This is a genomic window from Paenibacillus paridis (genome assembly GCF_006345825.1).
GTDB classification, from domain to species: Bacteria; Bacillota; Bacilli; order Paenibacillales; family Paenibacillaceae; genus Pristimantibacillus; species Pristimantibacillus paridis.
Genome location: NZ_VCIX01000027.1, coordinates 1 through 293 on the forward strand (window position 1 = coordinate 1; position 293 = coordinate 293).

General features: G+C 37.5%; 1 protein-coding gene. It reads right to left on the bottom strand.

Annotated features, from left to right (window positions below):
- Window positions 1–151 precede the first annotated feature (151 nt).
- A partial coding sequence (locus FJQ58_RS00310; protein ID WP_139990478.1) for a sigma factor G inhibitor Gin occupies window positions 152–293 on the bottom strand: 142 nt, incomplete at its 5' end.

A 293-nucleotide genomic window follows, 5' to 3' on the forward strand; every position in this document is an offset into this window, starting at 1 on the left:
CATTTATATGATCAATAAGAGCTTCTAGGAGCGGTGCGTAAAATTGCTTCATTATATAAGGACATTCCTTTCAAAATAAAAAGGCTTTATGATATTCCTATTGTACATGAAAAACGACAAAAAAAGAGCAGCCTCTGTTGCCAGAAACCACTCAAGCATTTTCACCTAAAAATATTTGCTTCATCTGATGAATGAAAAAAGGATATTTCGCATCCTTGACGTCTGTCCGCACCATTTCCTCTTCACATGTCTCGCAAATAAAACCGCTGACAATTCGAATACCTTGGCCGTCC